The following is a 24892-nucleotide window of genomic DNA, read 5'->3' on the forward strand; positions in this document are numbered from 1 at the left end:
AAGATAATTAAAGATTTAGCTGGCAAGTGGAAACTTAAGGCATCCTATGAAAGTAACAGCTTGATGGCATTACCCCCATGAATATGAATATTATCTAGCTTTTTTGATCGAAATGAGACAAGATAATAAAATTACTGAGATACTTGCCTGTAGTTTGTCCGAAATCAAATTATCTCTATTATTCAGATTAGTAGATACAAGTTAGATGCAAATTAAAAGTAGTCAGCCTCTAAACAAAAATTTCGATTCCTACCTCAGTAATTCCTCTCGGAATGCTTACCGCCGCTGGTCTCTTGATGCGCTTGAATTCCGACTGGGGATAATATTCTGAATCCCGTAACGATTCATGAATCTCACGCGATCGCGCTTTCCAGATTGAGATATTACCTTCAATGATGTTTACAAATGAGGAGATCAACCCATGCGATTTCGATACCCCGCTCTATTTGGGTCTTTAGTGCTAGCGATCGTCGCACTAATCGCACTCATAGGCTTTGCCCAGAGTCCAGCACCCATGAACGCACAAACGCTTCAACCTAGCAGCATTCTGTTTGAGAACGTTCGTATTTTTAACGGCATCTCTGACCGACTTTCCGAACCGTCCAGTGTTTTGGTGGTTGGCAACAAAATCAAAACAATTTCCCAAAATTCCATTACCCCACCATCAGACACGAAAAGGATTAATGGCGATGGTCGCGTGCTAATGCCTGGACTGATCGATAACCATACGCACCTGTTTATGGCGGCTACCAGCAAAGAAGACCTCCTCTCTCCCAACACCACACCCGAAACCATATTTAAGACTGCACAAACCGCAGCAAAAGACATGCTGCTGCGAGGCTTTACCAGTGCTCGCGATATGGCAGGTCCCGTGTTCGAGTTAAAGAAGTTAGTTGATAAGGGTGCGATCGTCGGCCCACGCATCTACCCTTCGGGTGCGATGATCTCGCAGACGAGCGGACATGGTGACTTCCGATCGCTCAAGGAACTACCCAGATCGGCTACTACACCGCTCAGTCGCGGTGAAGTGTATGGCGTAGGTACAATCGCAGACGGTGTGGATGAGGTTCTGCGTCGAACTCGCGAGCAATTGATGCAGGGGGCGACTCAGATTAAACTGGCGGCAGGTGGCGGTGTATCATCGGACTACGATCCCCTAGATGTCAGCCAGTATACGGAATCAGAATTTCGCGCCGCTGTCGAAGCCGCAGCAAACTGGAACACCTACGTGACAGTTCATGCTTACACGCCGATCGCCATCCAGACAGCGATCCGTGCTGGGGTCAAGTGTATCGAACACGGTCAATTGATGGACGACGCAACCGCAAAGATCATGGCTGAAAAAGGAATCTGGCTGAGTATGCAACCGTTTCTCGACGACGAGGATGCGATTCCGTCTGCCGAAGGATCGCCCAATCGCATCAAACAATTGCAAGTGACCAATGGTACTGACACTGCCTATAAATTGGCGAAGAAATACAATCTCAAGACTGCTTGGGGTACAGACACCCTATTTGATGCTAAGTTAGCCACTCGGCAAGGCGCACAACTTGCGAAACTAGTTCGTTGGTACACGCCCGCTGAAATTCTGAAGATGGCAACCAGCACAAATGCCGAATTACTTGCCTTATCTGGTCCCCGCAATCCCTATCCGGGTAAATTGGGCGTCGTCGAAGAAGGTGCGCTTGCCGACCTACTGCTGGTGAACGGAGATCCGCTGACAAACATCAAACTGATCGAAGATCCAGCCAAAAACTTTGTCGCGATTGTGAAGGACGGAAAGATTTACAAGAACGCGCTCTCATAGCTTGTTAAGGAGTTCCAAAACCGAACCTTTCAAGTTCTTAACGTGACATCTTAAATGCTTGCTTAATTGGCAGCATTAGCAAAAGCGATCGCATCCTTGAGAAGCGATCGCTTTTATTCAAAACCATCCAACGATTTCATTCCAATTAATCGATAATTATGAAAGAGAACTTCATAAAAATTCAACATCTTCGCATCTTGATACCTACATTTCTTGCTTATATAGCAGCACTTGTGATTCCGATCCAAACCTTTGCCCAAGTTCCAACAGAATCCACTATTTTTTCTTAGGAGAAAATGGACACTTCGCAGATGATTTCTACAGCTAGATTAGGCAACTCAATTACGATATGCGGTAATAGAATCAATTTGAAGCTGAAAATTGCCTGCCTTAAAGTGAGGATTTAGCCCACCATCATACTCAAATTTACTTAGCATAAGCTGAATGGCGTGAATCTGTGATGAATTTAAATGGGCATCGGGTACTACCTTAGCGCGAAACACAGGAATCATGTTGGTAAAAGGTATACGAATCTTCATCCATTTGTCCGCATCGGTATCAAACGAAAAACTGTAACCAATGCCATCCCATCGAGATTCGCTTCTAACTAAAAATTTGTAGCGCAATCCATCTCCTTTGATGTTTAATTCAATCCCATCGTAACCAGCTAGATTCATTGGAGGATCGAAATTTCGAGTCCGCACGGAAGCAAACCCGCCAGAGTTTGCGGATGAGACGTTCCCAGAGAATATAGCCTTGCCATCACTGATTTTGATATCACTTTGACTCACCCCACCCATCACGACGTCATCCACTGCTCCCCAGATATTTTGCAAATCTTGGGCAGAATGGCGAAAGTCAAAAAGAGTCAAGTTGAGCGAATTTTCTGTGAGGCGATCGCCGTTCATAATTTTTTGGGTGTCAAGTTTGGGATTGGTTTTGCTACCTAACAGTTGTTGAAACCAGTCTAAATTACTCAATAGAGGTACAACGCCGAAATAGGCGAGAGTTTTGACGAACCTACCAAAATCCCATGATTTAGAGTCTTTTTCTGTTGTCATTTAAGTTTGTCATGTAGTTAGGATCGTAGATTGCTTCCTCCCTTAAAAGCCCAACATTTGCAAAAGTCCTTTGCCCGTTATGACTTCTAGAATCAGTACTGCTGTTAGACCAAACATGGCAAGGCGTCCATTAATCATTTCTGCGTACTCAGTCATACCAAAGCGCTCTTCTTCTTGATCGACATACATTTTTGGTTCGATCGCCCAATTGTTCATCAAACCTCTTTCATCTTTTGTGAACGCCGTGCGAGTTTTAGGTTCGTCAGTCATAAAGTGGTATTTATATAAGAAACTTAATAATTTTAAATTTTAACGTTGAATGACTAAAACTTTATGAAAAGAGTAATTATTGGTGTGATGGGACCAGGGAGAAGTGCAACCGAGAGTGACATCAGTACAGCCTATGAGCTAGGTCGGTTTATTGCCAAAGAATCTTGGATCGCTTTGAGCGGAGGCATGGGCTATGGGGTTATGGATGCGGTTAGCTGTGGTGCTAAAGCCGAGGGAGGTCTAACCATTGGAATTATTCCTAACAAAGACTTTGAGTCTGTCTCTGCTGCGATCGATATCCCGATCATGACCGATATGGGCAGCGCTCGCAATAATATTAATGTCTTGTCTAGTCATCTTGTGATTGCCATTGGCATGAGTTCGGGAACTGCCTCTGAAGTTGCCCTCGCACTCAAAGCTCACAGAAAGGTGATTTTGCTGAATGTTGACCAAGCCAGTACTGCTTTTTTTCAAAGCTTGTCCCCCACAGATGTTGTTTCAGCCCACAGTGTTCTAGATGCGATCGCGATCGCCAAACAACTATTGCAAGAACAAAAGCAAACTATTTTGCTAGAAATCAATCCCCTCGAAGATCCAACAACTGACAACTGACAACCAACTCACTGATCGTTTTTCACAGATAACTTTTCTAAAACAGGCATTTCTAAGACGGGTAGCTCGATCAACTCGCTCTCTACCTCTTTTAAATTAATTGGCATTAATACAGGCTTAGGCTCCTCAATCCAGCAACTTGCCACAGGTAACGTCTCTTCCAAGTCATCCAATGGACGAGGAATAATCATCAAGGTGTGAAATTCCCCAATGCGTTCTGCCTCATACATACCCGCTTCGATCGCGATCGCCACATCCGCCACCGCACCCCGTACGATCGCCGTACAAAGACCAGCCCCGACTGTTTCGTAAGCAGCTAAATAGACCTCTGCGGACTTGAGCATGGCATCGGCTGCACCCACCATCGCTGGAAAACCTCTTGTTTCTAACAAACCGATTGCTTGGTTACTGAGGCGGCTATAGCCCCCACTGGCATATTGACTCAAACGGCTACCAATGGGCAAAACCATATCGAGATTTGCCAAAGGTCTAGGAATTACCGAAGTCGATACCAATTGCCCAAATTGTTCTGCCATTTCAGCCCCTGCCTGCACCGCTAGGCGCACATCAGCCAGCCGACCTCGCACGATCGCCGTACAGTAGCCACCACCAATTTTTTCGTACCCTACAAAAGTTACTGTTGCTGACTTGAGCATCATGTCCGCTGTACCGACGATCGCAGGAAAGCTTATCGTTGACACCAAGCCAAGCGCACTTTCTCTTAAATCGATCGCTTGACTCGAACGATTGGGAGCCTTACGCGGCTGACCTTGTCCCATTTATGCCTCCCATCTATGCATCTCCCTAAATACTCATACCCATTTCAATTAAGTTTGCAGCAGAGCGAGATTTTAGTCCCGCATTTCGCGCAGGTTTTTGAAAATGGTATCACCAAGAAATATGGAAAGCTTTACGCCATGCCCACAACACCTAATTTAAACGCATATGTTTAAATGCAAAGACATACCGCTCTAAATCTGTAACTTTTTAGTTCGCTGCCTTAATGATGCTTACCTTGTTACAGGTATCTTAACAGCTATAGATAATCAAGTGGTTCTATCAGGGAAAGATATAGACAAGAGCGGTCAGACTCAAACTCTAGTGTATTATTTAAGATTTTTAAATTAGCTCTGCTAAAGTGGTTTCCACTACAGACGTAAAGTCAATTCGTTGAGAATAATACAAGCATTCAAGTTAAAAACTTCATGTTTGGTAACATTAGATAAAGTGAGAACATTTATTCATAACGCCTCTGAACCAAGCATGATTCCTCAAGACGAAAAAACGAGGGAGTACATTTTAGTTGTTGACGATACATCCCACAATCTTCGTCTGCTTTCGAGTATGTTGACCCGAAGGGGCTATGAGGTAAGAGGCGTCATTGATGGGCAAATGGCATTAATGGGCATCCATGCAGAGTTACCCGACTTGATTTTATTGGATATCAACATGCCAAAAATGGACGGCTTTCAAGTGTGCGAACAACTCAAAGCCGATCCTAAAACCTGCGATATTCCCGTCATTTTTATTAGTGCGCGTGATGAAGTGCTTGATAAAGTGCAGGCTTTTTCAGTCGGGGGCGTAGACTATGTAACCAAGCCGTTTCAGTTGGCAGAGGTGTTGGCACGGGTAGAAAATCAACTAACCTTACGTCGCCTGCAAAAAAAGCTCCAACAACAAAACGATCAGCTCAGACAAGAAATTCAAAGTCGATTGTCGGCTGAGGCGGCGCTCCAAAAAGCCAATGAAGAGTTGCAGAATCTAGCAAACTTAGATGGGTTGACCCAGTTAGCCAATCGCAGACGCTTTGATGAATACCTCAACCTAGAATGGAGTCGTCTCGCCCGCGAACAACTGCCCTTGTCTTTAGTCATGTGTGACATCGACTTTTTTAAGAATTTCAACGATACCTACGGGCATTTAGCTGGGGATGATTGCCTGCGAAAAGTTGCTCACATTTTAAAACAATCGGTGCGTCGTCCTGCTGACATGGCGGCTCGTTATGGTGGTGAAGAGTTTGCCATTTTGCTACCTAATACAGAAATTGAAGGCGCGGCAAATGTAGCAGAGCAAATTCGCGCAAATGTCAAAGATCTAAAGATCGGACATGAAGACTCAGATGTAAGTGAATATGTCACGATCAGTGTGGGTGTAGCCAGCCTAATTCCGCTTGTAGAATCCTTATCAACGGTGCTAATTACGGCAGCAGATTACGCGCTCTATCGTGCCAAAGAATTAGGTCGCGATCGCATGTATAAGATCGGTTAGCCTAAATTAAGGGGTAGAAATTTTATGACCTTGTAATAAATTTACGATCCTAAACCTTTGGTATTGCAGGGATTCAAAAAGCTAACGGCTAATAGCTAACAGCAAATTAACAAAGTCTAAATTTCGTCTTTGCCGCGATCGACCCACACAATGGTTCTGGGCTCCACACCATTGCCTTTTAAAATTGCGTTTACGGCATTGCCGTCCGAACCGAGACTCCATTTCTGCATAAACTCCTCATAGGACATGGTTGCCTCTTTGCCATTGGTATCGGTGTAGTAGATCAAGTGTTGCGCGCGATCGAAACCCGTAAGCGCTACCCAATGTAGGTAGGGGGCTGTACCAAACAGGGGCACTTTAAAGCTGCCAACTCTAATCAAGCCAATGACAGGTTTACCTGTTTCTAGCAGGCTGAGTAGGGTAGCAAGTTCGACCTTTCTTGCCAGTTTTACCTTATCGCCTTCCCATCGTTGCATCACCTTTTGCAAGACCTTGGGCGTTGTGCCTGTACGAATATTCACCCAACTGTTATCGAGCGGATTTTTAATTTGTTCGGGTAGGATAAAGTTTTTTTCGGTGGCAGATCGAACCATGTCGTAATCCACATCATGTCCGTAAAATTTCAGAACTCTTGCTGCCGAGTTAGGCCCGCAACTCCAACTATCATTTTGACTGCCAGTATCGGGGAGGGTTAGACTGAGTTTTTCGCTATGTTTGAGGCGATCGCTTTCTTGCTGTGCCATGGCGGTATAGGCGTCTATCAGGGGGCTCAGTGTGGTTTCAGCGATCTCTGTGGTCTTGGCAGCATTTTTACTTAAAGCATTAGAGGGTGAGGAGTTAGCACTTGAATTTGCAGTGGAAGAGTTTGCTAGGAACCCTGTGAAGGCAGCCGCAAATGCTGAGGCAATGCCCAAACTAATGCCAAAAAAGATCTTTGATAACTTCATGCCTGCTTTAATATCCTCTGGTTTCCCTTAGCTGCTTAAATTAAAGAATGGATCTCACCCTATTTTTACAGCAATTTGCCAATGGTCTGTCAATTGGCAGTGTTTATGCCATCTTTGCCCTTGGTTATACCCTAGTATTCTCGATTTTAGGGATTATCAATTTTGCCCATGGTGCCATTTTTACCCTCGGAGCCTATTTTACCTATAGTCTCTGTGGGGGCGCATTTAGCTCTAATGGACTGTTAGGCGGCGTTGCTTTACCCCAAGTCTTACATATGCCCTTTGCCCTTGCCCTGTTTGTCGGCAGCATTCTGGCAGGTTTGGTGGGGGTTTTGGTCGAGCGACTTGCCTTTCGTCCGCTCCGAACCAGACAAGCCGATCCTTTGTTAACGCTCGTATCTAGCTTGGGCGTAGCTGTCGTCATTGTGAATCTAATTCAGTATCTTGTCGGCGCTGAAATCTACACATTTCCATCCAATATTTACGGAAATTTGCCTGCGGCGGTTAATTTTGGCTCTGTAGCAAAGCCCGTGATGGTTCGCACGGTGCAGATTGTGATTTTCGGCGTATCTATCGTGATTCTGGCGGCATTAACCTACGCGATCAATTTCACCAAAATGGGTAAAGCCTTAAAAGCAGTAGCAGAAGATGCGACGACAGCCAGTTTGCTGGGGATTAATACCGATTTTTTTATTTTGTTAACGTTTTTTCTTTCAGGCTTTTTGGGTGGTGTCGCAGGTACGTTAATCGGCTCTAGTGTGAGTATTGCTGGGCCATATTTTGGCATTGCCTTTGGTTTAAAAGGACTTGCCGTGATTGTTTTTGGGGGGTTGGGTAATATTCCAGGAGCGGTACTCGGTGGTGTAATCATTGGCTTGGTCGAGGCGTTTGTGCCATCAGACTTTTCCGCTTACAAAGATGCGGTCGCTTTTGCAATTTTATTTATCATGCTGCTAGTTAGACCGCAGGGCTTATTAGGGCGCACATTCGCTCAAAAAGTTTAAAGTAATATCGCCAATGTTAAAAAGCCACAATAGCGAAAATCACTAAAAAAGACATTGCTCTACTCGTACCGTTATTAACTAACGCTGAAGCGATCGCCCGCACAAGTTGAGAAACCGAACGATCGCGATCGCTTTCTCAACTTGCGATCTGTGCGAAGCGATCGCACTAGGAAATCTTATGTCTGATTCATTTCTCAAATTTTGGTCTGGATGGCGATTTTTGCCGCTTTGGATTGTTGCGACCAGCCTTGGTTTTGCGATCGGGGGGCCTGTAAGTTCTATGGTGCCTGAATATGTTAGCGGCGATATGGGAAATATTCTAGGCTATGGAGTTATGAGTTTGGCGATCGCCTTGCCGCAGTGGTTAATTCTCCGAGGCAGAATCCGTCGTGCTTATTGGTGGTTGCTCGTCACGCCCCTCGGCGGTCTGGTGGGAGGTCCAGTCAGTATTAGCATCGCTTGGAATCTCAGTATTACCTTTGGCGATGCCGTGGATCTATTCACGATCTTTGCGGTTTTGCGTGGCACAACCACAGGACTCGCGCAGTGGATTTTTTTGAGAACGCAAATCCCCCAAGCGGGTTGGTGGGTAATCGCTACCTCGTTTGCTTGGTATGTAAGTCTCACAATTGGCTTCAATCTTGCGAGGAAGGTAATATTTATCACGCCTAGCACCATCCTTGGGATTTGCTACGGCACGATTTCGGGGATTGTGATGTTCGTCCTTTTGCGAAAGATGAAGTTCGATCTAGATCAATCCATCACGAGTTCTGCTAAACCTAAATAGGTAACGACTTCGGGGGTTACATTAAACCGACAGGGCAAAACTTTGACTCCAGACGCGATCGCATCTCTAAGCAGTCTTCCATATTCAGGGTCAGCAGCATCGCCACTTTTAAACTGGTCGCAATCGCCACGATTGATAAAATAGACAATCGCAGCAAGGGAATCCCCATTCACCACGGACATGAGTTCTCTTAGGTGTTTTTGCCCCCTCGTCGTTACCGTATCTGGGAATAGGGCGATGTTGCGATCGCACCAAGTTGTATTTTTGATTTCCACATAGGTTCTTTGCTTTTGGGAATCAGTTTGAGCGTTTAAGAGCGGCTCGCGATCGAGTAAGTAGTCGATACGACTCTTTTCTTCGCCATAGACAACTTCTGGTTGAAAGGAGTCATAGGGCTCTAGCTCAGGTAGCAAGCGGTTTTCTAGCATATAGCCGATCGCTTTATTGGGAAGGCTCGTATTAATTCCCGCCCAAACCCCATCGATGTGAATCATTTCCCAACTGTAGGCGAGCTTGCGCTTAGGACTGGGATTGTAAGACACAGCCACCTGTGCGCCGATCGTACACACGCCTGTCATCGGGCCAGTATTGGCACAATGGGCGACGATCGTCGCTCCAGTGTCTAGCTCGATATCGGCAAAGAAGCGTTTGTATCGCTTGACAAGCCTACCGAGCAGCAGATCGGGATAGGTGTGAACGGTGGGATGATTTGGCATAGGTAGGTTTAGCAGCGATCGAGATTTTACTCCAAATTGAGATAGCGATCGCGGATTTTGCGATATTGTCATTGCAAAGCATCGGACTGAACGTGCAGTTCTGCACCAATATCAAAGTTCTCACTACTCCTCAAGAGAAGGTTCCGTTGATGAATTTGCTGTCCCGAAGTGTGTATTCGCATAGTCAATCAAATGGGGACGTAGAACATTTGTGGTTGTGACTCCAAAAATTCCGCCGCCCAGACCACCACCGATCGCACCGCCAATTGCGGCACTGACTACTGAGTTGCCCACATTAAATAACTTTGTGCACACAGCGACAAGAAGACCTAACGAAACTAGGCTTGCCCATATCTGCCAATGTTTGAAAGCATATTTTTTGTAACAAAACTGCCATGCTTGCTTTTTCTGCTCTGGCGTTAGGCTTGCAAGCTCAGGGATTTGATTGATGGACCAATAAAATTGCATAAGTTTTCCTATGTTTATATTTTGCGCTTGGAGTACAGGTTCTCATTAAAAACATACAACCATAGCAAGAGAAGCCTATTTTGGTTTCAGAATTTGCAACGATTTTATAGGGCTATAGCCCATTGCCAATCAAGATAATAACCGATCCCAATTTCTCTTAAATTTGCGACAGATCGGATTTTGTGTCCCGCGCAGAGCGCGGTCTTTTCAAAAAATGATGCGTTGTATCTTTTTTTAAAAATGGTATGACAAGTAAGAGGGATGGCTAAACAGAAATCATTCTTCAGGAATGGAGTCAGAACATTAACAAATCTCTTGTAAAAATCAGGGTGATTCAGTTAACCTATCTGGAGTCTCAGATCCAAATAATTAAGCCAAATTGTAAGGTAGTAAGAAAATATGCAGAAGCTAAGCGATCTGCTCAAGCAAGCAGGGTATACCTCTCAAAATCCCGAACTAGATACCTCGATCGTTCAGCGGCTAACTACTGACTCTAGAGATTGTCGGGCGGGGGATTTATTTATTGGGATGCCAGGGACTCAGGTAGATGGCAGTAAGTTTGCCGCACAGGCTCTGGCAAATGGGGCGATCGCAGCAGTAATCTCAGATAGCGCTGAATTGCCTGCCGACCCTTCAAGCCTAATTGTGGTTGAGGATGTCGTGGTTGCCTGTGCCAAATTGGCTGAGGCATTTTATGGCTATCCTGCTCAAACCATGCAATTGGTGGGCGTGACAGGGACAAATGGAAAAACCACCACTACGCACCTAATTGAATTTCTTCTGTCCGCCCAATTTCCCACGGCTTTATTTGGCACGCTTTATGCCAGATGGCAAGGTCATGTCAAGGTTTCGGCGCACACCACACCCTTTGCGATCGACCTGCAATCTCTGCTCAAACAGGCGGCTGACGGCGGTTGCCAAGTAGCGGTCATGGAGATTAGCTCCCACGCCCTTGCCCAGAAACGCGCCTTGGGCTGTCCCTTTGAAGTCGCCGTGTTTACCAATCTTACCCAAGATCACCTCGACTATCACCGCGATCTAGAGGACTATTTTGTCACCAAAGCCCTGCTATTTCAGGCTGACTACCTAAAAGGTAGAGCCATAATCAACCTTGACGATGCCTTTGGCGAGAGACTGGTGGGAATGGTGCAGTCTTCACCTGTATGGACCTATAGCCTCACCAATCCGCAAGCTGACTTTTACACAGAAAACCTTACCTATGGGGCGAATGGGGTTACGGGGACATTGCATACCCCACTGGGGGCGATCGCTTTAAAATCATCGCTAGTCGGTAGCTTTAATGTGGCGAATGCGATCGCCGCGATCGCCACCGCAGTACATCTGGGCGTTAGCCTCGAAGCGATCGCGCTCCAATTGCCCGAGTTTCAAAGTGTACCTGGGCGGGTCGAACGGGTACAGGTGAGCGATCGGCAAGACGTTACGGTGGTGGTGGACTATGCCCATACCCCCGATAGCCTAGAAAATCTGCTCAAGGCAATGCGTCCGTTTACGCAACGAGAACTGATCTGCATGTTTGGTTGTGGCGGCGATCGCGACCGCACTAAACGTCCTCTGATGGGAGGTATTGCCGCAAGGTTAGCCGACCGCATTTATGTCACCTCTGATAACCCACGCACTGAAGATCCCAAGAGAATACTGGCTGACATTATGGTGGGGGTTAATGCCGCGATCGCCGAGAAATCGGACGCTAACGCAGTGGTTATCGAGGGGGATCGGCGCAAATGCATTCAAATGGCGATCGCGCAGGCTCAATCGGGCGATACAATTTTGCTCGCAGGTAAAGGACATGAAGATTATCAGATTCTCGGTAAAGAGAAAATCCATTTTGACGACCGAGAGGAAGCCCAAGCAGCACTTCAAATGCGGTTGAGTTCGCAGTAGCAGCATTCTCATTTGTCGCCCATGCATCAAACTATTTGGGTAAAAATGGTATATTCAACCTAGTTTGGTGCATGGGAACCGACGCTGATTGATGCGACTCGCATCCCATGCTTTAGTGGTAGGAAAGTTGTTTGATGCGGCAGGATGCGCCCCGAAGGGAATCGCCAACAAGTAGCAAGCCAAAACTTCTGGTTATCGACGATGAACCCGATAACTTAGATCTGCTTTATCGCACGTTTTACCGAGAATACAAGGTTTTACGCGCTCAAAGTGGCCTTGAGGCGATCGCCTTGCTAGAGCGGGAAGGCGAAGTGGCTGTAATCATCTCCGATCAGCGCATGCCTGTGATGAGTGGAACCGAGTTCCTCAGTCAAATGGCAATCCAGTATCCCGACACGATGCGGATTATCCTGACAGCCTATACGGACATCGAAGATCTGGTAGAGGCAATTAACTCCAGTCGCGTTTTTAAATATGTTACTAAGCCTTGGGAAGAAGACGACCTTAAAAACGTCGTCAAGCAAGCGCTAGAGACCCATTATCTGTTGAAAAATCGTACAGGCGAACTGCGCCGCAGCCTACGACAAGAGACCCTTCTGAATGCGATCGCCTATTCCATCAATGGTTCCTCCAATTATCGGGATATTTTGGAATCGGTGGTGGAAATTATCGGTCGCAATTTCGAGGTGACTTGCTGCATTGTCTCACCTTTCCAAGATGATAAAATCACAGAAAATTCCTTCTTATATCTCTCTGAAGCTTATCTCATATCGAATGCAGAAGTTGATTCAGTATCCCATGAGAATTTTCAGGTACTGGCACAAACTCTGGTAGAAACGAGAAAAATTCAAATTATTAACGATGTCAGCACGGACGAACGCATTAAAGGTCAGTCAGTTTTTGCAGCGTTGAATGTTAAGTCTTCTCTGCTCGTGCCTTTGATCGTGCAACAAGAGTTAATCGCCGTCATGGCATTACATCAATGCGACATGATGCGAACTTGGACAGAGGATGAAGTTGAGTTAATCAATTTAGCTTCCGACCAGGCAGCTCTTGCTCTCTCGCAAGCACTGGCCTACGAACAGGTTCAAGCCCTCGCCAAACGGGAAGCACTCGTCAATACAATTACCACGGCAATTCGTTCCAGCCTCGACCCTCAGGATATTTTTGCCGCAATTACACAACAGTTAGGGCAAGCCTTACAGAGCGATGGCTGCGCTTTATCCCTATGGACAGAAGAGGATGAGTACGTACATTGTGTGGGTTTACACATTCGCGATCGCCAAGAGACCAAGCGCGAGGAAGCTAAAGGAAAGCCCCAAGCTCCCATAACCAATGCTGTCAAGGATCTAATGGATGGGTATCGGTTAGAAAACCCCCAAATATCCCAATCTAAGGTTCGCATTGATGGAAATCCAGTCCTGCTGCAACTCATTACGACTAAACTTCCCGTCATTGTTGACGATCTGACCCAGCAACCGCAACTCAATCATGTTGACCTTCCCTTACAAGCTTCCGCGCGATCGCTATTAATTGTGCCCCTGATCTCCGATGGTAAAATTATCGGTAGTATTTCACTGCGTCAGATCGATCGGCCGCGCCATTGGCAAACGTCTGAAGTCACGTTGGCTCAGGCTGTGGCATCTCAAGCAGCGATCGCCGTGCAACAGGCTCGTCTCTATCAAAAGACCCGCGAACAAGCACAGCAGTTAATTGAGAGCGATCGCCAAAAAACAGAATTCTTTCAAAATATCTCTCACGAGTTTCGTACCCCTTTGACCCTGACGATTGGGCCGTTGGAATCGGCGATCGCGAAGAATCAGACCTTAACCTACGACCAATCTGTGATTGCCTTGCGCAACTGTCGCCGCCTCTTGCGTTTGGTCAATCAGTTACTCGATCTGCAACGACTGGATGCAGGCAAGATGCAATCTTGTTTCCGCCCCTGTGACTTGACACAATTTGCTATGCATACCCTCGAAGCATTTCAGGCTTACTGCGACAAGAAAAATCTGCGACTTTTTACCCAGTTCGATCTATGTCCGCAGGTCTATTTGGATCTAGAGAAGTTTGACAAGGTGATCTATAACCTCCTGTCAAATGCGATGAAATTCACGCCCAGTGGCGGTAGTATCACTGTACGGTTGCAATCCGCAGGCGATCGCTGTCTGCTCAGTGTCGAAGATACGGGCATTGGGATTCGCACCGATCAGATTCCTTTTCTATTCGAGCGGTTTCGGCAGGCCGAAGGTTCTATCAGTCGCAGCTATGAGGGTAGCGGACTAGGACTATCTCTAGTAAAGGAATTGGTGGAATTACATAGTGGAGAGGTTATTGTGGACTCCATCTATGGTAAAGGCACAAAGTTCACAATTTCTTTGCCCATAGGCGACGCTCACCTTCCGCCTAAACAGGTCATGCATACCCCTGTTGACGTCCAGCTCTCAAGAACCGATGTCGAACTAGCGGGCATCGAAACCGATCTCGACTCGGAAATCGACGTTGAGAGTTCCATCATTGCTGAAGAAAATGCTCAAAGCACAAGGATGCTTTTGGATGCCAGCAACAAGCGCAGGATTGAAGGGGATGCCAGCGAAAACCTTACTACAGAGACGAATATCAATCAAATTCTGATCGTGGATGACAATGCCGACTTGCGGGGCTATCTGCGTTCTATTCTCTTGCAAGCGGGCTATCAAGTGATCTCTGCCCGTAATGGCTCAGAGGGTTTCCATCAAGCCCAAAAATTTAAACCCGATCTGATTGTCACAGATTTGATGATGCCGCAGGTGTCAGGCTTAGATCTGATTCGCCTCATCCGTGAAGATGCGATGCTTGCAAGTACGCCGATGATTCTGCTAACAGCCAAAATCGATGAGGAAACGAGAATTGAAGGCACGGAAACGGGTGCTGATGCCTATCTAGCCAAGCCCTTTAACAATCGCGAACTCTTAGCGGAAGTTCGGAATCTGTTAGCCCTGAAGCTAAGCGAACAAAGGGTAAAGCAACTGAATCAATATCTGACGGAATCAGTGCTCAAGCGATTTTTGCCGCCTCTGATGGTACAAAAAGCCGCAGAAGGACAACTATCTCTCGATTTACGTCCCGAGCCTCGGATGATTACGGTTCTGTTTAGCGACATTGTTGGGTTTACGCAACTAGCGAATACGGTGCGATCGCGGCGCGTTTCCGAAATGCTCAATCAGTACTTAGGCGAAATGACCCGTGCGATTTTTGCCCATCGTGGAACCGTGGATAAATTTATGGGAGATGGGATTTTGGCATTATTTGGTGCTCCCGAAGAACTCAGTCCTAACGAGCAGGTACGTTGTGCTGTTGATGCTGCCCGCGAAATGAAGCGAGCTCTGGCAAAGTTGAATGCAGAATGGTTAGCCCACGGGATTCCCCCTGTGCAGTTTCGCTGTGGCATTCATCAAGGTACTGCTGTTGTCGGTATGTTTGGCTGTGCCGAGCGATCGGACTACACTGCGATTGGCCCTACAGTAAATATTGCCTCGCGCATTCAATCCGCTGCCGAACCTGATTGTATTTTAGTGTCTGCTGTGGTCGCAGACTATCTCGAAGAAGATGAAATTGGTAAGCGCGGTATTTTAAAACTGAAGGGAATTGATGAGACAGTGCTAACATTTTTGGTTCATGCTTAAATTAGTGGCACACAATTATAATGAGAGATGATCTGCATCAATTATAGAAAAAGTTGGGGATCTGAATATCAAGATACTTACAACCAATTTCCGACTAAAACAAACGGAGACCAATAGGATGGATGTTTGAGATCGATATTCATAGTTGGTTCTAGAACTTTAATATTGGGAAATCCCTCCACGCCGACAATCCTGCCATTCTCGATCTTGACTTCGCCCCTTAAAAGAGACAACTGGGCTTTTTGGAGTGCGATCGCTTTACTTAGTTCATTGGGGAAGTTGCGATAAAAACTAATCATCAAAGGTGCAGTTCCAGAGTCTGAGACAGCCCATAACGAAGCTAGCACGCTACGCGCACCCGACTCAACTGATAGTCCGCTAATGCCGAGGTTGCTACCTACAGCAGTTTCGCAGGCACTCAGGGTCATTAATTCTACAAGGGGGTTATCAAAACGCAGCGCAGGGAATTGATCTAGACGCAATCGACTATTCCAAAGTTGAATAAACGATCCATCGGCGCGATCGCTGATAAATTTGCCATGGGTAGCTAGATGTAAAATACTGTAACGCGAGCTTTGACGTTGATTTTGCAGGTTATCGACGGTAAATTCGCGATTGAGAAAGATTGCACCGGGTAAGATGCGTTTGCCAATTGTATTCACCTCAACTTCCGCAGATGGTAATGCCGCAAAATCATCAATTGCCTCAGTCAAGCCCATCGCTAAAACACGATTATTGGTGCGATCGCGACTTTCTAGTCTCGTTACGCGTAAGGCTGGAATATTCACAGAAGCATACCGTTCCACCAAAAACTGCTTACCATCATGCAATGCGGCAGGAGGAATTACCCTTAGGTCTGCATCCATCACAAACACAAGCGTTTCAACTTTTAAGACTTTTAGCTGGGCATCAATCGGGGCTATAATCCAGTCATACAATTGCCGCGCTTCTTTCATATAGTCCTGAGAACCAACATCTCGGAGATTGCTACGGTAATCGATCAGTGCTGCCTCAACGGTTGCTGGATTGATATTCCTGACAAAGCGACGGAATGGTTTGCCTTTGTCTTTAGGGGGGATCACCAGAATCTCAATGCGATTATCTAAAACGACAGGATAAACCAAAGCCGTAACACTTCCACTACGCAAGGAAATATCGCTCAACAGTTGCCTTCCATCTTCTAGGGTTAGGGGAGGTGCATTCAGTTCCTTTTCTAAAAAAGTCTCTAATTCAGCAACATAGCCTGCTTCTAAGACTTCAAAGGCAACTGGTAGGTTGTCTTCTAATAAAAGAGCGTCAACGCGTTTCTTTGTGACATCTCGAATCTCTAGGATTCTGAGCGTAGTTGCATCGGTTATGGATAAGTCAGCAGGTTTTAATGGTGCTAGAATTACATTGCTATTGCCGCTATTTGTAGTCTGCCCAGGAATAAGAGCAGCAGCAGGAGTAATGGAAATATTGCCCTGCGTAAAAATGGAATTTCCAACCTGAATAATTGTCCCTACATTTAAGGTGGATGTTCCTGTCACGATCGTTCCACTCGTTCCATTCACACTAGGATCGCCAATCGAAAAAGCATTGAGCCCACCATGCTGAATAAACACGCTGCCACCACTGCCCCCAGTCGTGCAGATACTGGCACCACCGCAGGACGAACTTGAAATCAGACCCAACACCCTAAGGTTGCCGCCAGTGGTAATGACTGAAACATTTCCACCTTGAGTTACACCGCTCGTATTAATAGAACCAATGACAATACTCCCAGTTGGGTCGATGGATACATTTCCTCCAGTACCCGTCAATCCTCTTGCATCAATGGAACCTGTTTGAATCTGGGTGGATGCCTCGATCGTCACATTTCCACCATTTGCACCAAAAGTTGCAATATTGCCAGTTGTGACGCTATCGGTATTGCTGGTGATATTGACGGCGTTTCCAGAGGTTGTAATGTTTCCAATCGTAAGGCTGCGGGTAGAGGTTAAGGCGATCGCACCTGCACCCGTGAGATTATAGCCTTGGGCATCGATAGAGCTACCAATTAGGTTAATGCTGCCACTAGTATTAATTCCACTCCCCTGCAAAAATAGTCCTTGACCACCTGTACTCGTTCCATTTAAAGTAATGATGCCAGTTGTAGACTGAAGTGTGGTATTAGGATCGATCTTGATTCCATCCCCTATACCACCACCGACTCCAGTAATTGTAATCTTGCCACTTCCTGAAGTAATGTTATTCGCAGCACCAGCAAGTGAAACTCCCGCACCTGTAGTATTCGTCCCATTGATTGTGATATCTCCACCATTGGAGGCAATCGTTCCACCTGCTATAGAGATTCCCGATCCAGAAGTACTAAAATTAATTGCACCACCCCCAGAGTTGAATGAGGGAGTGCCAGATATATTAATGAATCCAGTTCCTCCTTGAACCTGTAGGTCGATCGCTCCACCATTCGTAGAGATCGAAGAACTGCCATTCACAAAGATATTACCAGAGCCTGAAGGAGCAGGTGCTGCTGTACTATTTGCAAAAAGCTGAACCGCTCCATTTGTCGTGGTGATTGATGCGTTATTGATGAAGTTTATGGTATTACCCGCTTGTGCTGTCAGACCAAAACCAGGATTAAGTGTGACCGAATTGGCAAATGTAATATCGCTGGTTGCTTGTAAAACAATATTAGCGTTTGCTGCAGTAAGCGTTACTGGATCGATTTGTGCATTAGCAGGCAGATTTGCAAAGGCTGATACTTCATTAACAGTATTAACTCCTCCAGTAATCACCGTTATATTATTTGGGTCAAGCAGCAACGTTCCAGTTTTTCCATTTGTTGCGAAAGTATTTACATTACCTCTGTAATCGAGGTTCTGTTTGCCCGACACCTCGACAAAGCCACCATCCCCTGACTGAGTTCCACCCTTTGCTGAGATGTTGCCCAGAAACTGCGTGCTCTGGTCTGCCCAAACAACGACCCTTCCGCCATTTCCTGTGAATAAAGCATTGGCATCAATGAGAGAATTCGCACTCACATAGGTTTGTTGAGCATTTGGAACGATGCCTTTTCCCTGAAAATCTCCTCCAATCAGAACAGTACCGCCGCCATTCAGCCCAGATGCACTAATTCGAGCATTTACAAGTCCTACCTTCTCGCCAAAGATGCCAATTACCCCCCCCTTGCCAAGGGAGGGAGTTGATACATCAATTAGTCCTGAGACAATCGTCATTCCATTCGTTACAGGAATATCCGTCGAGGCAGGATTTGCTACTAAGGCAAGAGAGCCATCGGCTTTGACAACTACTTGGTTAGCTTCAGGCACTTTACCCGTGAGTAACTCCGCAAGTTTTGGCAATTCTGTAATCTTGCCGCTCCAGTTAGAGGGAACCGCATTGGATGTCACCTGCAACCCTAAGACCGCATCGGGCGATCGCAATTCAACTTGACTATTCCCAGATACAGAAGTTAAGGCAATATTTCCACCAGGAGCCGTTAATATACCAGTATTTACAATACTTCCACCAGTTAAAGTAATGTTTTTGCCAGAATCTACCGATAAATTGCCTTGATTGATAATGCCCGCAGGCTGAGCGATCGCAAAGCGAATATTCTTGGGATCGCCACTGGGAAAGCTGAGTGAATTCCGATCGGCATTAAAAGTTTGTCCGTTGTCAAAACCTAAACCCGTGCCTGTCGTGGCATGAAAGGAGCCGCCAATATCTAAACGGGCATTTTGACCAAATACAATCCCGTTAGGGTTCACTAGATAAAGATTGGCATTGGGGAAAGCTTGACGGCTTTCAATTGTGCCCAAAACCGCAGAGGGATTGCTGCCCGTGACGCGATTAATGATATTTTGAACTTCCGCACCGTTGACTGAAGAATTGCCAGTATTAAAGACTACACCTGACTGCGGTACGTTAAATTCGTTGAAACTGTGATAAAGATTACCGCCGTTGATAGTGCCCGCACCTGTAGGTGCGATTGCATTACCATTGACTTGAGTAGCCGTAGTGCCATCGGGTACTGTTTGAGCTAGGGCAGTTTGAGCGTTTCCTAGAGCCAGAGTTTCTAGACTGATTTCTAGACTGAGAACGCCGATCGTTACTAGAAATAATAAGAATGAAGTTCGCATAGCTTTCCCCGATCCACCTGTTGAACTCGTACTTCCTAAATTTGAAATCTAGGTATTGGATGGAAGATAATGTAACATCCTATAGCGAAACCAGTAACTGTATATCTGGCTGAAATCCCAGCTTGATATTTAGGGTAATCTAGTATTCATGCTAACGATTCAAAATTTAACCTATCACCCTCCTGCTACACCTGCCCCAATTCTAAAAAACATCTGTTTAGAATTACGCGATCGCGAATTAGGTCTAATCGTAGGGCCGAGTGGCTCGGGAAAAAGTACGCTGCTTGAGATCTTGGCGGGGTTTGTCGATTGGCGTGAGGGTGGGATTTACTGGCATTCTCAAGAACTTACACCCGACCATCTTCAGCAACTCTGCGGCTTGGTGTTTCAGTTTCCCGAGCGCCATTTTTGCGGTAGTACGGTTTTAGAAGAGTTGCGGCTGGGGCATCTTGACATCGACAGCGATCGCATCCTTGCAGCGCTGCAATCTGTGGGGCTAGGGCAACTGAGTTTTCAGGCATCGCCACAGTCTCTCAGTGGGGGGCAGCAACGCAGGCTAGCCTTGGCAGTGCAGTTAATCAGGCAACCAGGGTTACTTTTACTAGATGAGCCCACCGCAGGACTGGACTGGTCGATCAGACGACAGCTACTCACCTTGCTCAAAGAGCTAAAGCGCAACTGGACGCTGCTGGTGGTCAGCCACGAGCCTGAAGAACTCAAGGGGATTGCCGATCGCACTTGGACGATTTCTCACGGTGAGCTTGTGCCCGATCCAAATCCTGTACTTATGTAGCAATATTGAAAGTTAAGCCCGAAATTTGCCTTCCTGAGATACAGTGAATATGGCTTGTAATTTATCTCGTAATTTCTAGACTACTACTATGACAATCAGCACAGAAACACCCATAGTAAATGCAGCCTCTGAGTCCCCTGAGCTTAATACACACACCTTTAATCTTACGGACACGATTCAGACGGTGATTGCCAGCATGGATGCCGAGCAATCTGCAGTGGTAAATCAAACTGATGATACTTGGAAATTTCGATATGGCACGGTTGAGGTAGTTGTTAATATCACTGGCACTGCCCCAACAGACACCTTTACAGTCCTATCAACCGTACTGACCTATCCTGTCAAAGACGAAGCCAAAATGCTGCGTTTGTTGTTGGAAAAAAACGTAACGGAAACCTTCGAGGCTCGCTTCGCGATTCAAAACGACCAAGTGATAGTGGTTTCATCTCGCTCTGTCGAGGATCTTTCTCCTGCTGAGATTTCTCGCATTATCACCATTGTGGCAGCGATCGCCGATAGCAATGACGAGTTGCTAACAGAGCAATTTGGCACATAGTCATTTTGCCGATCGTTCAACGCGATCGCTTGGCATGAAAATCTGGCATGAAAGTTTGGCGTAAAGCACCCTATCTCAAAGCACCTGGCTTGCAGCAGATGTTACTAGATAATTGGCTATTAGATCGACTGATTGCCGAGCATAGTCAGAATTCTAGCCAAAACCTCTCACAACCAATTTTACGATTTTATAGCTGGTCACCACCAGCTATTTCTTTGGGCTATCATCAGCACAAAATTCCAGAGCATTGGGCAGATTTAGCAAAAGCTGAAGGACTCGATCTGGTGCGTCGTCCTAGCGGTGGACGAGCAGTGCTTCATAAAGGTGACTTGACCTATGCGGTCATTTTAAAAGCCGATCAAGGCGCTCGCCGCGCCACCTATACCCATATTTGTGAATTTTTAATTCAGGGGTTGGCTAGTCTGGGGATCGAACTCAGCTATGGCAGAGCGGGACGGGGCTACATTCATCATCCCAGTTGTTTCAGCACGGCGACCAATGCCGATTTGGTAATAGCAGATGGGCGCAAAATGATCGGGAGCGCTCAGGTTTATCGATCGGGTTTTGTCTTACAACATGGTGCGATCGCTTTGCAGCCAGATTACGTTCTTTTACGGCAAGTCTTTGGCGAAGATGTGCCTGTCGTTGGGCTAAGTGAGCTATTGCCAAATTCTAACGAGAGCCTCGTAGATAGGCTAATCGGCAGTCTCACGCGATCGGCGGCCGACCATTTTGATGCTGAATTTGTCGAAATGTCCTTCGATATGATCAATGCTACTTTCGCCGATCGCGATACCACTTTGCCAACTTTGAGGGAGGAATTCCCAAATAATAACCAATAATTATCGCTTGGTTAATCAGCGTCGTGCGTACAATGCTGAGCTTTTGCCAACGGCGACTGGAAGTCAGCACAGAGGCTGGTGCGATCGCAATCCGTCCCTGTCTCTTTAAATGGCGAACCAATTCAAAGTCTTCCATAATTGGTAACTCTGGAAATCCACCCATGCGGCGAAACAGAGAGGTCTTGAGGAAGATCGCTTGATCGCCGTAGGGCATCTGGCATAGATGCGATCGCAGTTTGACTCCCCACTCTACCCATCGCAATCCTAAGGCATCGCCATCAATTCCCAACTCAAAGGCCCCTGCAACTACATTGGGACTCTGCAAAGTCTGTCGCACAAAGCGATCGAAGCCATTGGGGAGAATCGTGTCGGCATGTAGAAATAAGAGAATCTCTCCCGTAGCAACCTCAGCACCTAAGTTCATTTGACTGGCACGACCGCGTTTCCCAGCGATCGCTTTTGCTCCCAAAGATTCTGCAATTTGAATGGTCTCGTCGGAACTGCCCCCATCGACAAGAATGATTTCCACATCGATCGAATTCTGCACGGCTTTTAATACGCGGGGTAGATTCTCTGCTTCATTCAATGCTGGGATCACCACTGAAATGCTTGGTGTGTTTTGGGCAGCATCCTTGGCTAACTTTAAGCCCTCCCAAATCGCCACATCTGCTTTGGTGTCAACGTCAGATAAACTGGGCAGATCGAAACGAGTGAGCCCCAATTCCCCAGCAATCTCCACAGTGCGTTGGAACACCTCTGATGTGCTCCAAGGAATTCCTGCAAAAAGTTCTGGCACAAATCGCTGTAGCCCAATCAGATAATAGCCGCCATCGTTGGCGGGGCCAAGAACGAGTTCCTGTTCTTGTAATTCCCTAAAGCCGCGATCGAGAATTTTAGCATCCAGTTCGGGGCAGTCGGTTCCCACGATCGCAACGGATTGATAGCCCTGTGCGATCGCAGATTGCAGAGCATGCGCCATGCGATCGCCTAAATCCTTTTCTATCTGGATGTGATACTCTAGATCGCTCCCCAGCCATCTCTGCATTTGGGTTTCGCTTCCCCCTGTAAACCACACCTGAATGGAAAGTGACTCCCTATTTTGCCGCAAGGTTCTTGCCTGCTCAAGGGTGTGCTCTGCCATCTCTTTGTATAATGAAGTAGCGGCTTCCGCACCCAAAGCTGGAATTAGGCGAGTTTTGACTTTACCGATTTCTGGATAGCGAGCAAAGACAATCAGACATTCCCTTACGGCGGGAAAAGATTCCGTCAATCCCATTTAATTTCTGATTACCGCCATCATCGATTGTCAATGCTCCTTACTATAGAACTACTGCTTCTTTATAACAAAAGAAATCACTAATTGCTCGGCTTGTGACTTGAAATGAGTCATTACCGACTTCTTGGCTACTTCGCCGATTTTCTCAAGGGACTTCTCTTTTTGAGGAAATCCCTGAAACTGAATGTTTACTGATGTAAGCGAACCATTATTCCAGTTAAATCCAACAAAGGGCTTCGTCCCCAAAGCTTTTTCAAGATCTTGCGATACTGCGTCTGCATGTTGCATACCCTCTTGCAAAACGCCAAACAGCGAACAACCAAACAGACATAAACACAGGAAAAGCGCTAAAGTAATTTTTTTAATTCTCATAACTGCTAAACCTCCTGCCAAATAACGAAGATCTTAGGTCAGACCCTCATGGATTAACAAGTTCAGGACACGCACAAGGTAACCCCAAGCTTTGCCATAGGGAGCTTTGATTAGTCTAATATGCTTGAGGTCTACTTTTGAGGATAAGTCTAGAATAGTAGGGGCAATTCATGAATTGTCCCTACCGACAAATTGAATAGGATATTGCTAGTCGCGATGTTATGAAAGAACTGGTTTTGATGGGTGGAGGGCACAGCCACGCGATCGCGCTACGATTATTGGGGATGTTGCCATTGTCAGGGGTTCGGCTTACCCTAATTACAGATGTGCTGCATGCGCCCTATTCAGGAATGTTACCAGGGCATATTAGCGGCTTTTACGACTTTGAGACCTGTCACATCAACCTCCTAGACTTGGCGAAATTTGCCAAAGCCAATCTGATTTTAGATCGGGCAGTGGGGCTAGATTTGTCAAATCAGCGAGTTTTATGCGAACGAAATTCCCCAGTCACCTTTGATTGGCTGTCGATTGATATTGGTAGTACCCCTGCAACCATGGCAATTCCTGGGGCAGCCGCCTATACGATTCCTGCGAAACCCGTGCCGCTTTTCCTAGCCCAGTGGGAGAAATTTTTGGCAGCTTTACAAAGCGATCGCGCGATTCCTCCAGATCGTCCTTTGCGCGTTGGTATTGTCGGTGGTGGCGCGGGTGGGGTTGAATTGTCCCTCGCGATCGCGACGCGACTAGAAACGATATTCCAAGCCAAGGGACTGTCAGCCGCGCAGGTAGAAATGCATCTATTTCATCGGCAACCGACGTTAATGGCAGGATATTCTGCAAGGATCGGCGATCGCTTGTGCCAACTGCTCACCCAACGCGGCATTCACCTCCATTTACAGGAATCGGTCAGTGCAGTCATTCCAGAATCTGAATACCCCTGCGATCCGAATACTTGGGATTTGCCAAAGATTTTGCTCTGTCAGTCTGGACTTACGGTGATTTGCGATCGCATATTCTGGGTGACCCATGCGACTGCGCCCCAATGGATTCAGCAAACAGGCTTAGCCACTGACGAACAGGGCTTTATTCTCATAGACAATACGCTGCGATCGGTCTCGCATCCTGAGATTTTTGCAACGGGTGACATTGCCAACATGATAAAAAATCCCCGCCCCAAAGCTGGAGTATTTGCGGTGCGTCAAGGAAAGCCCCTGTTTGACAATCTCAGGCGAGTCTCGTTAGGAAGACTCCCAGTTCCTTTTTATCCGCAAAAACGACATCTCGCCCTGATTGGCACGGGAAAAGGCGAAGCCGTTGCTGTCTGGGGCAATTTTTGCGTTGGTCCCTCGACAGCGCTTTGGCATTGGAAAGACTGGCTCGATCGCCAGTTTATGGAGCAGTTTATCGGACTGGGCTAATCTC

20 protein-coding genes are annotated in these 24892 nt (G+C 46.5%); 11 read left to right on the forward strand and 9 right to left on the reverse strand.

What is annotated here, in order from left to right; all coding sequences use genetic code 11:
- Window positions 1-421 precede the first annotated feature (421 nt).
- Complete coding sequence (locus ACP2WE_RS09955) at window positions 422-1807, forward strand: metal-dependent hydrolase family protein (protein WP_425215401.1); 1386 nt, start codon at window positions 422-424, stop codon at window positions 1805-1807.
- Window positions 1808-2145: 338 nt separating this feature from the next.
- Here the strand turns inward: ACP2WE_RS09955 and ACP2WE_RS09960 are convergent, their stop codons facing one another.
- Together ACP2WE_RS09960 and ACP2WE_RS09965 are read right to left on the reverse strand one after the other, a co-directional pair.
- Complete coding sequence (locus ACP2WE_RS09960; protein ID WP_425215402.1) at window positions 2146-2868, reverse strand: CIA30 family protein; 723 nt, start codon at window positions 2866-2868, stop codon at window positions 2146-2148.
- 42 nt (window positions 2869-2910) lie between these two features.
- Complete coding sequence (locus ACP2WE_RS09965) at window positions 2911-3138, reverse strand: CAB/ELIP/HLIP family chlorophyll-binding protein (protein ID WP_425215403.1); 228 nt, start codon at window positions 3136-3138, stop codon at window positions 2911-2913.
- Between the two features lie 63 nt (window positions 3139-3201).
- Between ACP2WE_RS09965 and ACP2WE_RS09970 the strand changes: the two genes are divergently transcribed.
- Complete coding sequence (locus tag ACP2WE_RS09970) at window positions 3202-3750, forward strand: SLOG cluster 4 domain-containing protein (RefSeq protein WP_425215404.1); 549 nt, start codon at window positions 3202-3204, stop codon at window positions 3748-3750.
- An 8-nt stretch (window positions 3751-3758) separates the two neighbouring features.
- Here ACP2WE_RS09970 and ccmO read toward each other — a convergent pair whose 3' ends face one another.
- Window positions 3759-4529 (reverse strand): beta-carboxysome assembly protein CcmO, encoded by a 771-nt coding sequence (ccmO, locus tag ACP2WE_RS09975; RefSeq protein WP_425215405.1) that lies wholly within the window; start codon window positions 4527-4529, stop codon window positions 3759-3761.
- 484 nt (window positions 4530-5013) lie between these two features.
- Here ccmO and ACP2WE_RS09980 point away from each other — a divergent pair, with 484 nt between their 5' ends.
- A complete protein-coding gene (locus ACP2WE_RS09980) occupies window positions 5014-6018 on the forward strand; it encodes a diguanylate cyclase domain-containing protein (protein ID WP_425215406.1) in 1005 nt (334 codons plus the stop codon).
- 116 nt (window positions 6019-6134) lie between these two features.
- On the opposite strand, the gene ACP2WE_RS09985 is transcribed toward ACP2WE_RS09980, so the two are convergent.
- Window positions 6135-6965, reverse strand: a complete 831-nt coding sequence (locus ACP2WE_RS09985) for a C39 family peptidase (protein ID WP_425215407.1) — start codon at window positions 6963-6965, stop codon at window positions 6135-6137.
- Window positions 6966-7012: 47 nt separating this feature from the next.
- Between ACP2WE_RS09985 and ACP2WE_RS09990 the strand changes: the two genes are divergently transcribed.
- Together ACP2WE_RS09990 and ACP2WE_RS09995 are read left to right on the forward strand one after the other, a co-directional pair.
- A complete protein-coding gene (locus ACP2WE_RS09990) occupies window positions 7013-7969 on the forward strand; it encodes a branched-chain amino acid ABC transporter permease (RefSeq protein WP_425215408.1) in 957 nt (318 codons plus the stop codon).
- Between the two features lie 106 nt (window positions 7970-8075).
- Complete coding sequence (locus tag ACP2WE_RS09995) at window positions 8076-8756, forward strand: hypothetical protein (RefSeq protein WP_425215409.1); 681 nt, start codon at window positions 8076-8078, stop codon at window positions 8754-8756.
- Here ACP2WE_RS09995 and sfsA read toward each other — a convergent pair.
- A complete protein-coding gene (gene sfsA / locus ACP2WE_RS10000; RefSeq protein WP_425215441.1) occupies window positions 8723-9472 on the reverse strand; it encodes a DNA/RNA nuclease SfsA in 750 nt (249 codons plus the stop codon). The two genes, ACP2WE_RS09995 and sfsA, sit on opposite strands and share 34 nt — an antisense overlap.
- Window positions 9473-9595: 123 nt before the next feature.
- On the reverse strand, window positions 9596-9940 hold the full coding sequence (locus ACP2WE_RS10005) for a hypothetical protein (protein ID WP_425215410.1): 345 nt from the start codon (window positions 9938-9940) through the stop codon (window positions 9596-9598).
- A gap of 399 nt (window positions 9941-10339) precedes the next feature.
- Between ACP2WE_RS10005 and ACP2WE_RS10010 the strand changes: the two genes are divergently transcribed.
- Together ACP2WE_RS10010 and ACP2WE_RS10015 are read left to right on the forward strand one after the other, a co-directional pair.
- Window positions 10340-11842 carry a UDP-N-acetylmuramoyl-L-alanyl-D-glutamate--2,6-diaminopimelate ligase gene (locus ACP2WE_RS10010; RefSeq protein ID WP_425215411.1) on the forward strand — a complete coding sequence of 501 codons (1503 nt, stop codon included), beginning with the start codon at window positions 10340-10342 and terminating at the stop codon, window positions 11840-11842.
- A gap of 134 nt (window positions 11843-11976) precedes the next feature.
- Entirely contained in the window at window positions 11977-15507 is a 3531-nt protein-coding gene (locus ACP2WE_RS10015; protein WP_425215442.1) for a response regulator, read from the forward strand.
- Window positions 15508-15584: 77 nt separating this feature from the next.
- On the opposite strand, the gene ACP2WE_RS10020 is transcribed toward ACP2WE_RS10015, so the two are convergent.
- A complete protein-coding gene (locus ACP2WE_RS10020; protein ID WP_425215412.1) occupies window positions 15585-19631 on the reverse strand; it encodes a CHAT domain-containing protein in 4047 nt (1348 codons plus the stop codon).
- A gap of 148 nt (window positions 19632-19779) precedes the next feature.
- On the opposite strand from ACP2WE_RS10020, the gene ACP2WE_RS10025 reads away from it, so the two are divergent.
- The 3 genes from ACP2WE_RS10025 (at window position 19780) to ACP2WE_RS10035 (ending at window position 21822) form a co-directional block, all read left to right on the forward strand.
- On the forward strand, window positions 19780-20424 hold the full coding sequence (locus ACP2WE_RS10025; protein WP_425215413.1) for an ABC transporter ATP-binding protein: 645 nt from the start codon (window positions 19780-19782) through the stop codon (window positions 20422-20424).
- Between the two features lie 88 nt (window positions 20425-20512).
- Entirely contained in the window at window positions 20513-20980 is a 468-nt protein-coding gene (locus ACP2WE_RS10030; protein WP_425215414.1) for a YbjN domain-containing protein, read from the forward strand.
- Window positions 20981-21027: 47 nt separating this feature from the next.
- Window positions 21028-21822 (forward strand): lipoate--protein ligase family protein, encoded by a 795-nt coding sequence (locus tag ACP2WE_RS10035; RefSeq protein WP_425215415.1) that lies wholly within the window; start codon window positions 21028-21030, stop codon window positions 21820-21822.
- Here ACP2WE_RS10035 and ACP2WE_RS10040 read toward each other — a convergent pair.
- A complete protein-coding gene (locus tag ACP2WE_RS10040; protein WP_425215416.1) occupies window positions 21755-23098 on the reverse strand; it encodes a TIGR04283 family arsenosugar biosynthesis glycosyltransferase in 1344 nt (447 codons plus the stop codon). The genes ACP2WE_RS10035 and ACP2WE_RS10040 overlap by 68 nt on opposite strands.
- A 51-nt stretch (window positions 23099-23149) precedes the next feature.
- Window positions 23150-23470: a hypothetical protein gene (locus ACP2WE_RS10045; protein ID WP_425215417.1), complete on the reverse strand. Its 321-nt coding sequence runs from the start codon at window positions 23468-23470 to the stop codon at window positions 23150-23152.
- Window positions 23471-23691: 221 nt separating this feature from the next.
- On the opposite strand from ACP2WE_RS10045, the gene ACP2WE_RS10050 reads away from it, so the two are divergent.
- Complete coding sequence (locus tag ACP2WE_RS10050; protein ID WP_425215418.1) at window positions 23692-24888, forward strand: FAD-dependent oxidoreductase; 1197 nt, start codon at window positions 23692-23694, stop codon at window positions 24886-24888.
- Window positions 24889-24892: the final 4 nt, after the last annotated feature.

Source organism: Tumidithrix helvetica PCC 7403 (assembly GCF_965232925.1).
Taxonomy (GTDB): Bacteria; Cyanobacteriota; Cyanobacteriia; order Pseudanabaenales; family Pseudanabaenaceae; genus Tumidithrix; species Tumidithrix helvetica.

What these genes read in the sequence shown, in the direction of transcription:
- ACP2WE_RS10030 (WP_425215414.1), top strand. Translation starts at nt 20,513, where the DNA reads ATGACAATCAGCACAGAAACACCCATAGTAAATGCAGCCTCTGAGTCC.
- ACP2WE_RS09960 (WP_425215402.1), bottom strand. Translation starts at nt 2,868, where the DNA reads ATGACAACAGAAAAAGACTCTAAATCATGGGATTTTGGTAGGTTCGTC.
- ACP2WE_RS10040 (WP_425215416.1), bottom strand. Translation starts at nt 23,098, where the DNA reads ATGGGATTGACGGAATCTTTTCCCGCCGTAAGGGAATGTCTGATTGTC.
- ACP2WE_RS09955 (WP_425215401.1), top strand. Translation starts at nt 422, where the DNA reads ATGCGATTTCGATACCCCGCTCTATTTGGGTCTTTAGTGCTAGCGATC.
- ACP2WE_RS09980 (WP_425215406.1), top strand. Translation starts at nt 5,014, where the DNA reads ATGATTCCTCAAGACGAAAAAACGAGGGAGTACATTTTAGTTGTTGAC.
- ACP2WE_RS10020 (WP_425215412.1), bottom strand. Translation starts at nt 19,631, where the DNA reads ATGCGAACTTCATTCTTATTATTTCTAGTAACGATCGGCGTTCTCAGT.
- ACP2WE_RS10015 (WP_425215442.1), top strand. Translation starts at nt 11,977, where the DNA reads ATGCGGCAGGATGCGCCCCGAAGGGAATCGCCAACAAGTAGCAAGCCA.
- ACP2WE_RS10045 (WP_425215417.1), bottom strand. Translation starts at nt 23,470, where the DNA reads ATGAGAATTAAAAAAATTACTTTAGCGCTTTTCCTGTGTTTATGTCTG.
- ACP2WE_RS10050 (WP_425215418.1), top strand. Translation starts at nt 23,692, where the DNA reads ATGAAAGAACTGGTTTTGATGGGTGGAGGGCACAGCCACGCGATCGCG.
- ACP2WE_RS10005 (WP_425215410.1), bottom strand. Translation starts at nt 9,940, where the DNA reads ATGCAATTTTATTGGTCCATCAATCAAATCCCTGAGCTTGCAAGCCTA.
- ACP2WE_RS10025 (WP_425215413.1), top strand. Translation starts at nt 19,780, where the DNA reads ATGCTAACGATTCAAAATTTAACCTATCACCCTCCTGCTACACCTGCC.
- ACP2WE_RS09970 (WP_425215404.1), top strand. Translation starts at nt 3,202, where the DNA reads ATGAAAAGAGTAATTATTGGTGTGATGGGACCAGGGAGAAGTGCAACC.
- ACP2WE_RS09990 (WP_425215408.1), top strand. Translation starts at nt 7,013, where the DNA reads ATGGATCTCACCCTATTTTTACAGCAATTTGCCAATGGTCTGTCAATT.
- ACP2WE_RS10035 (WP_425215415.1), top strand. Translation starts at nt 21,028, where the DNA reads ATGAAAGTTTGGCGTAAAGCACCCTATCTCAAAGCACCTGGCTTGCAG.
- ccmO (WP_425215405.1), bottom strand. Translation starts at nt 4,529, where the DNA reads ATGGGACAAGGTCAGCCGCGTAAGGCTCCCAATCGTTCGAGTCAAGCG.
- sfsA (WP_425215441.1), bottom strand. Translation starts at nt 9,472, where the DNA reads ATGCCAAATCATCCCACCGTTCACACCTATCCCGATCTGCTGCTCGGT.
- ACP2WE_RS09965 (WP_425215403.1), bottom strand. Translation starts at nt 3,138, where the DNA reads ATGACTGACGAACCTAAAACTCGCACGGCGTTCACAAAAGATGAAAGA.
- ACP2WE_RS09985 (WP_425215407.1), bottom strand. Translation starts at nt 6,965, where the DNA reads ATGAAGTTATCAAAGATCTTTTTTGGCATTAGTTTGGGCATTGCCTCA.
- ACP2WE_RS10010 (WP_425215411.1), top strand. Translation starts at nt 10,340, where the DNA reads ATGCAGAAGCTAAGCGATCTGCTCAAGCAAGCAGGGTATACCTCTCAA.